The sequence below is a fragment of the Siccirubricoccus soli genome (assembly GCF_024178315.1).
Taxonomy (GTDB): Bacteria; Pseudomonadota; Alphaproteobacteria; order Acetobacterales; family Acetobacteraceae; genus Siccirubricoccus; species Siccirubricoccus soli.
This window is the reverse complement of sequence record NZ_JAMZIK010000266.1, coordinates 1-6,526: the sequence shown is the minus strand read 5'-3', so window position 1 is coordinate 6,526 and position 6,526 is coordinate 1. Positions and strand designations below refer to the sequence as shown.

Here is a 6,526-nt window from a genome sequence, read left to right as displayed (position 1 = left end):
GCCGGCGCGCTGCGGGCGAAGCTGCCGGCGCTCGGCCTGCCGGCGCCCTTCATCCTCCTGCACGCCCGGCTGGGCGACAGCGCCGCGGCCGCCCGCCAGCTGGCGGAACAGGCGGGGCCGGAGGGGCTGGATGCGGTGATGCTCGGCCTGAGCGGCCAGCGGGCGCGGGCGGCGGCGGCGGCGCTGGCCACGGCGCTGCCGGCCAGGCCCCGCTTCATGGGCCCCGCCACCTGGGCGGCGGAGCCCGGCCTCGGCACCGAGCCCGCCCTGGCCGATGCCTGGTTCCCTGGCCCCGATCCGGGCGTCCGCGCCCAGTTCGATTCCCGCTACCAATCCACCTTCGGGGAACGCCCGCCCCGCCTCGCCGGCATCGCCTACGATGCCGCGGCGCTGGCCAGCCGCAGCGTCCGGGATGGCCGCAATACCCCGCCGGTGGGGGAGGCGCTGCTGGGCGCCGACGGCCCGATCCGGCTGACCCCGGAGGGGCTGGCGCAGCGCGGCCTTGCCATCTTCGCCCTCGACCCCGCGGGCGGCGAGCCGCGGCTGATCCAGCCCGCCCCCGTCCCCGGCGCGCCGGCGAGCTGAAGGGCGGGATGCGCCGGCGGGGCGCGCGAGGCGGCGAGGCGGGGCGCGGCATGGGCCCAGGGGCGGGATCCGGGGCGGGATCCGGGGCGGGATCGGGGCCGGCATGATCCGCATCCTCGGCGCGGCCGGGCTGATCGGCGGCGTCCCGGCCCTCGTCCTCGTCACCCTCATGCTGTTCGGCGCGCTCGGGACCGGGGCGGGGCTGCTGGCGCTGCTGGCCTGCGGCCTCGGCGCCATCTCACTGGCCCGGGTCTGGATCGGCAACCTCAACCGGCTGGCCGTCGCGCTGCGCCGGGCGGCGGCGGAGGATGGGCAGCTCGTCCCGCCCGATTCCACCCCGCTGCTGCCGGCGGTGGCGGAGATCGCCGATGGCGTCGCCCGCCTCGCCCGCACGCTGGCCGAGCGCGGCGCGCTGGTCGGCCGGCTGCAGCGCGCCGACCAGGCGATCGTCGAGGCGCTGCCCGACCCGCTCCTCGTGCTCTCCCCGGCGCGGCAGGTGCTGCGCAGCAATGCCGCGGCGCGCGCGCTGCTCGGCGCCGGGCACGATGTGGCGGCGCTGCTGCGCCACCCGGCGCTGGCCCAGGCGCTGGACCAGGCGCTGGCCGCCGCCGCGCCCCGCACCGCGGACCTGCACCTGCCGGTGCCCATTGCGCGGGACATCGCCGCGCAGGTCATCCCGATGGACCCGCCGCTCGCCGATGGCGGGCGCCTCGTCATCCTGCTCTCCGACCGCACGCGGGAACGGGCGCTGGAGCGGATGCGGGCCGACTTCGTCGCCAATGCCAGCCATGAGCTGCGCACCCCGCTGGCCAGCCTGATCGGCTTCATCGAGACGCTGCGCGGCCCGGCGGAGGACGATCCCGCGGCGCGGCAGCGCTTCCTCGGCATCATGGCCGAGCAGTCGGAGCGGATGCGGCGGCTGATCGACGACCTCCTCGGCCTCTCCCGCATCGAGATGACGGAGCACCAGCCGCCGGTCGGCGAGGCGGACCTGGCCGCGGTCGCGCAGGCCGAGGCGGCGGCGCTCGAGCCGCTCTACCGGGGCCGCGACATGCGGCTGGACCTGGCGCTGGCGCCGGCGGTGGCAGCGCCGGCGGATGCCGAGCAGCTCGCCCAGGTGGTGCGGAACCTGCTGGAGAACGCGGTGCGCTACGGGCGGGAGGGCGGGCAGGTGCGGATCGAGACCGGGCCCGGCGGCCGGCAGGCCGGCCGCGCCGGGGTGACGCTGACGGTGAGCGACGACGGCCCCGGCATCCCGCGCGAGCACATCCCCCGCCTGACGGAGCGCTTCTACCGGGTGGACACCGGCCGCTCCCGCCGTGTCGGCGGCACGGGGCTCGGGCTCGCCATCGTGAAGCACATCGTCAACCGCCACCGCGGGCAGCTGGTGATCGAGAGCGAGGAAGGACAGGGCGCGCGGTTCAAGGTGTGGCTGCCGGCGGCGCCGGCCCGGTAGGCGGGGCCGGGGCGCGGGGCTTCGCCCGGCCGGCGGGCAGCCGCCTCTGCTGGATCACGTCCCGGCCGCCGCCTTCCGGGGCCGGTGGCCGGAGGTGGCGGCGCGGCCCGCCCGCCCCTCATTCCACGGCGATCCGCGCCTCCCGGATCAGCTTGCCCCATTTCTCCACATCGGCGGCCACGCGGGCGGTGAGGTGCTGCGCCCCCTCGGCCACCGGCTCGAAGCCCAGCTCCCGCAGCCGGGCGATCACCTGCGGCTCCCTGACGATGGCCTGCACCTCGGCGGCCAGCCGCTCGATGGCCGGCGGCGGCGTGCCCGCCGTTGCCATCGGGCCGAACCAGCCGGTGGCCTCGAAGTCCGGCACCCCGGCCTCCGCCACCGAGGGCACCTCCGGCAGGGCGGACGAGCGGCCGCGGCTGGTCACTGCCAGCGCGCGCAGCGAGCCATCCTGCAGATGCGGCTTGGAGGAGGAGATGGCGTCCAGCGCCAGATGCACGTCGTAGCGCAGCAGTGCGGTGATCGCCGGGGCATTGCCCGGGAACTGCACCAGGGTGAGATCGACGCCCGCGCTGCGCCTGAACAGCTCGGCCGCCAGGTGGTTGGTCGTCCCCAGGCCGGGATAGGCCATGTTCAGCGCGCCGGGATTCGCCCTGGCATGGGCGATCATCTCCGGCAGCGTGCGGAAGGGCGCCTGCGGATTGGCCACGATGATCAGCGGCAGCTCGACCATCATGGACACCGCCGCCAGGTCGCGCCGCGGGTCGAAGCGCCAGTTGCGGTTGAGGCTGGGCGTGGCCACGGTGGCGGTGGAGGCGAAGAGCAGCGTGTGCCCATCCGGCGCCGCCCTGGCCACGATGTCCGTGCCGATGATGGTGCCCGCGCCCGGCCGGTTCTCCGTCACCACCGGCTGGCCGAGCCGGGCGCCGAGTTCCTGCGCCAGCAGCCGCGCGGTGACGTCGGTGGAGCCGCCCGGCGGATAGGGCACGACCAGGCGCAGCGGCCGCTGGGGAAAGGGTTGCGCCGCGGCCCCGGCCGCCATCGCGGCGAGGGTCACGGCCAGCGCGCCGAATGTCAGGCGCAAACGCTTCCGCATGGACGGCTCCTCCGCGCCGGCCTTGCAGCCGCTCCGATTCGGCGCGGAGAGTCCTGCAGGCAGTCATGCCGGTCAAACGCCCTCCCGGCCGGCCAGGGTGGCGCAGCGCTCGCGCCCGGCGCTCGGCCGCGGAGGAGGGCGACGGACCGCGCTACCGCCCGAGCAGCACCAGCACCACGCCGCACACCACCGTCAGGGCGCCGAGGATCTCGGCACGGCTCGGCCGCTCCCGCAGGTAGAAGTGGCTGAACAGCAGGGTCATCAGGATCTCCACCTGCCCCACCGCGCGCACCAGCGCCACGGGGGCCAGGGCGAAGGCGCTGAACCAGCAGGCCGAGCCGCAGGCGGAGAGCGCGCCGACCTGCGCGCTGCTGCGCCAGGTGGCGAGGACGGCGCGGGCCTGCTGCGGCTCCCGCGCCAGCAGCCAGCCGCCCTGCATGATGGTCTGCAGGATGTTGGTGAAGACCAGGGTGACAAGGGCGCGGAAGATCGGGTCCGGGGCCGGCACCTCCTGGTTCGCCGCCTTCACCAGCACGCTGGTGCCGGCGAAGAAGAAGCCGGCGGCGAGGCCGCACATCGCCGCCGGCTGCAGCGCCGCGCGCGCCAGGTCGCGGCCCGGCTGCGCCTTGCCCGCCAGCGTCAGCCACAGCACGCCGGCCACGCCCACCGCGATGCCGCACCAGGCGAGCGCCGAGATGTGCTCCCCCAGCAGCAGCAGGGCGAGGATGGCGCCCTGCACGGCCTCGGTCTTCGCATAGGCCGTGCCGACCGCGAAGCCGCGATGGCTGAAGCTCATGATGAGCAGGTTGGTGCCGAGGATCTGCCCGAGGCCTCCCGCCGCGCAGAGCGCGAAGAAGGCCCAGCCGAGGCTCGGCACCGTGCCGCCGAACAGCGCGGCATAGAGCGCGAGGAGCAGTGCCCCCACCGGCACGCCGTAGAGGTAGCGCACCACGGCGGCGGCATTGACGGAAAGCTGGCCGCGCAGCTTCTGCTGCATGGCCGTACGCCAGGTCTGGAACAGGGCCGCGGCCAGGGTGATGGGCAGCCAGAGCGGGGAGAGGATCATTCGTCCCCACGCTGCTGCCCCCGCCGCGCCGCGTCAACCGGCGTCGAGCTGCAACCCCTCCCGCTTGATCACCGCCGCCCACTTCTCCGTCTCCGCCCGCACCCAGTCGGCGAAGCCCTCCGGACTCAGCTTCAGCGGCACGCCGCCGAGCTGGGCGAAGCGCTGCTGCGTCTCCGGCAGGTCGAGCAGCGCGTTGATGTCGGCATTCAGCGAGCGGATGACCTCGTGCGGCAGGCCGGCGGGGCCGAACAGGCCGAACCAGGTGTTCACCTCGAACTCCCGCAGCTCCGGCAGCGTCTCCTTCGCCGCCGGCACCTCGGGCAGCTCGGCATTGCGCTCCGCGCTGGTGACGGCGAGCGCCCGCAGGCGGCCGGCATGGATGTGCTCGATGACGCCGGTCAGGTTGTCGATCAGGAAGCCGACATTGCCGGCGAGCAGCTCGACCTGCGCCGGCGCGGAGCCGCGGAAGGGCACATGGATCGCCTCCGCCTTCAGCAATTGCAGCAGCCAGACCGGGGTGAGGTGAGTGGATTGGCCGACGCCGGTGGAGGCGTAGCTGACCTTCCCCGGATTGCCGCGCAGCCAGGCGACGAACTCCGCCATGTTCCGCACCGGGGTGCTGGCGTTCACCACCAGCACGTTGGGGCCGCGGATCTGCCCGGCGATGGGGGCGAGCTGCTCCGCCCGGTAGGGAAGGTTGCGGAAGAGGGAGTAGGCAATGGCCTGCGGGCCGATATTGCCGGAGAGGAGGGTGGTGCCGTCCGGCCTGGCGCGCACCACCTCCAGCGTGCCGATGGTGCCGCCGGCGCCGGTGCGGTTCTCCACCACCACCGGCGTGCCCCAGCGTGCCTGCAGGTGCTGGGCGCAGAGCCGGCCCATGATGTCCGTCGTGCCGCCCGCCGCCGCCGGCACGATGATGCGGACCTGCTGGCCCGGCCGCCAGGCCCCGCCCGCGCCCTGCGCCCGGGCGGCGGCCGGCAGCAGGGCCGGCAGGGCGAGCAGGGCGCGGCGGCGGAGACTCAGCCCACGTCCAGCTGCAGCCCCTCCCGGCGGATGACGTTCGACCATTTGTCGATCTCCCCATTGACGAAGGCGGTGAACTCCTCCGGGGTGCCGCGCAGCGCGACGCCGCCCATCTCCCGCCAGCGCGCCTGGACCTCGGCCGTCTCCTGCCAGGCGGCCATGTGCCGGGCGATGGTCTCGACGACCGGGCGCGGCGTGTGGGCGGGGGCGAAGATGCCGAACCAGGTGTTCACGTCGAACTGCGCCAGCTCCGGCATCGTCTCCCGCGCCGCCGGCACGTCCGGCAGCTGCGGGTTGCGGTCGGCGGAGGAGACGGCCAGGGCCCGGACGCGGCCGGCCTTGATCTGCTGGATGCCGCTGGTGAGGTTGTCCCACATGAACTGGATGTTACCGGCGACCAGCTCCATCGCCGCCGGGCCGGCGCCGCGGAAGGGCACGTGGATCGCCTCCGTCCCCGTCGCCTGGTTGAACCAGACGCCGGTGAGATGCGGCGACTGGCCGACGCCGGGCGAGCCGAAGGAGAGCTTGCCGGGGTTCTTCTTCAGGTGCGCCACCAGCTCCGGCAGGGTGTTCGCCGGGATGGAGGGGTGGACGACCAGCACATTGGGCCCGCGCACCGTGCCACCGACCGGGATCAGGCTGTCCCGGTTGTAGGGCAGGTTGCGGTAGAGGGAGAGGCCGATCGCCTGCGGCCCGATATTGCCGAGCAGCAGGGTGTGGCCATCCGGCGTGGCGCGCACCGCTTCCTGGGTGCCGATGACGCCGCCGGCGCCGGAGCGGTTCTCCACCACCACGTTCTGGCCGAGCTGGGCCTGGAGATAGGGCGCGACGAGACGGGCGGAGATGTCCGCCGTGCCGCCGGGGGCGGCGGGGACGATGATGCGAACGGGCTGGGTGGGCCGCCAGCCTTCCGCGCGCGCAGTGCGGGCAAGGGCGGGCAGGGCGAGCAGCGCCAGGGCGGCGCGGCGGGTGAACATGGGCTTCTTCCCCGGGCGAATTGATTCCGGGGGAAAGATGGACCGGGACCGGCGGGAAGGCCAGGGGCGTTCCTCCCTCGGCGTGGCGGAGGCGCGGCCCCCGGCGCCGGCAGAGGGGCGCTGCCGCTCTGCCCTCCCCGCCAAGGACCGAAGGGCCCTTGGAGCCCTTGAGTTGGGCATCACGCCGGCTCCATCCAGCGCGCCAGGCGGGCGCGGCCGGCGGCGAAGCGGTGCATGTCGTGCAGCAGGCGCCAGATGGCGCGGGGCGGGTGCCAAAGGCGGTGGAGCATGGCTGCCGCGAAGCGCTGGAGGATGGGGGTGTAGAT

General features: G+C 74.9%; 5 protein-coding genes and 1 pseudogene. 2 read left to right on the top strand and 4 right to left on the bottom strand.

All coding sequences use genetic code 11. The features are described 5' to 3' along the window. Both NJ376_RS28035 and NJ376_RS28030 read left to right on the top strand, forming a co-directional pair. A pseudogene (locus NJ376_RS28035) lies at positions 1-585 on the top strand (hypothetical protein); the annotation flags it as partial. 103 nt (positions 586-688) lie between these two features. After that, a complete protein-coding gene (locus NJ376_RS28030) occupies positions 689-2,041 on the top strand; it encodes an ATP-binding protein (RefSeq protein WP_252956650.1) in 1,353 nt (450 codons plus the stop codon). 118 nt (positions 2,042-2,159) lie between these two features. Here the strand turns inward: NJ376_RS28030 and NJ376_RS28025 are convergent, their stop codons facing one another. The 4 genes from NJ376_RS28025 to NJ376_RS28010 all read right to left on the bottom strand — a co-directional run bounded on the left by NJ376_RS28025 (position 2,160) and on the right by NJ376_RS28010 (position 6,200). After that, on the bottom strand, positions 2,160-3,134 hold the full coding sequence (locus NJ376_RS28025) for a tripartite tricarboxylate transporter substrate binding protein (RefSeq protein ID WP_252956649.1): 975 nt from the start codon (positions 3,132-3,134) through the stop codon (positions 2,160-2,162). A 151-nt stretch (positions 3,135-3,285) separates the two neighbouring features. Then, positions 3,286-4,200, bottom strand: a complete 915-nt coding sequence (locus NJ376_RS28020; protein ID WP_252956648.1) for a DMT family transporter — start codon at positions 4,198-4,200, stop codon at positions 3,286-3,288. 33 nt (positions 4,201-4,233) lie between these two features. Then, complete coding sequence (locus NJ376_RS28015) at positions 4,234-5,268, bottom strand: Bug family tripartite tricarboxylate transporter substrate binding protein (protein WP_252956647.1); 1,035 nt, start codon at positions 5,266-5,268, stop codon at positions 4,234-4,236. After that, on the bottom strand, positions 5,220-6,200 hold the full coding sequence (locus NJ376_RS28010) for a Bug family tripartite tricarboxylate transporter substrate binding protein (RefSeq protein ID WP_252956646.1): 981 nt from the start codon (positions 6,198-6,200) through the stop codon (positions 5,220-5,222). The genes NJ376_RS28015 and NJ376_RS28010 overlap by 49 nt, the downstream gene beginning before the upstream one ends. Between the last annotated feature and the right edge of the window lie 326 nt (positions 6,201-6,526).

Excerpts from the sequence above, each read along its gene's own strand:
- NJ376_RS28030 (WP_252956650.1), top strand. The coding sequence starts at position 689 with ATGATCCGCATCCTCGGCGCGGCCGGGCTGATCGGCGGCGTCCCGGCC.
- NJ376_RS28025 (WP_252956649.1), bottom strand. The coding sequence starts at position 3,134 with ATGCGGAAGCGTTTGCGCCTGACATTCGGCGCGCTGGCCGTGACCCTC.
- NJ376_RS28020 (WP_252956648.1), bottom strand. The coding sequence starts at position 4,200 with ATGATCCTCTCCCCGCTCTGGCTGCCCATCACCCTGGCCGCGGCCCTG.
- NJ376_RS28015 (WP_252956647.1), bottom strand. The coding sequence starts at position 5,268 with ATGGTCGAACGTCATCCGCCGGGAGGGGCTGCAGCTGGACGTGGGCTG.
- NJ376_RS28010 (WP_252956646.1), bottom strand. The coding sequence starts at position 6,200 with ATGTTCACCCGCCGCGCCGCCCTGGCGCTGCTCGCCCTGCCCGCCCTT.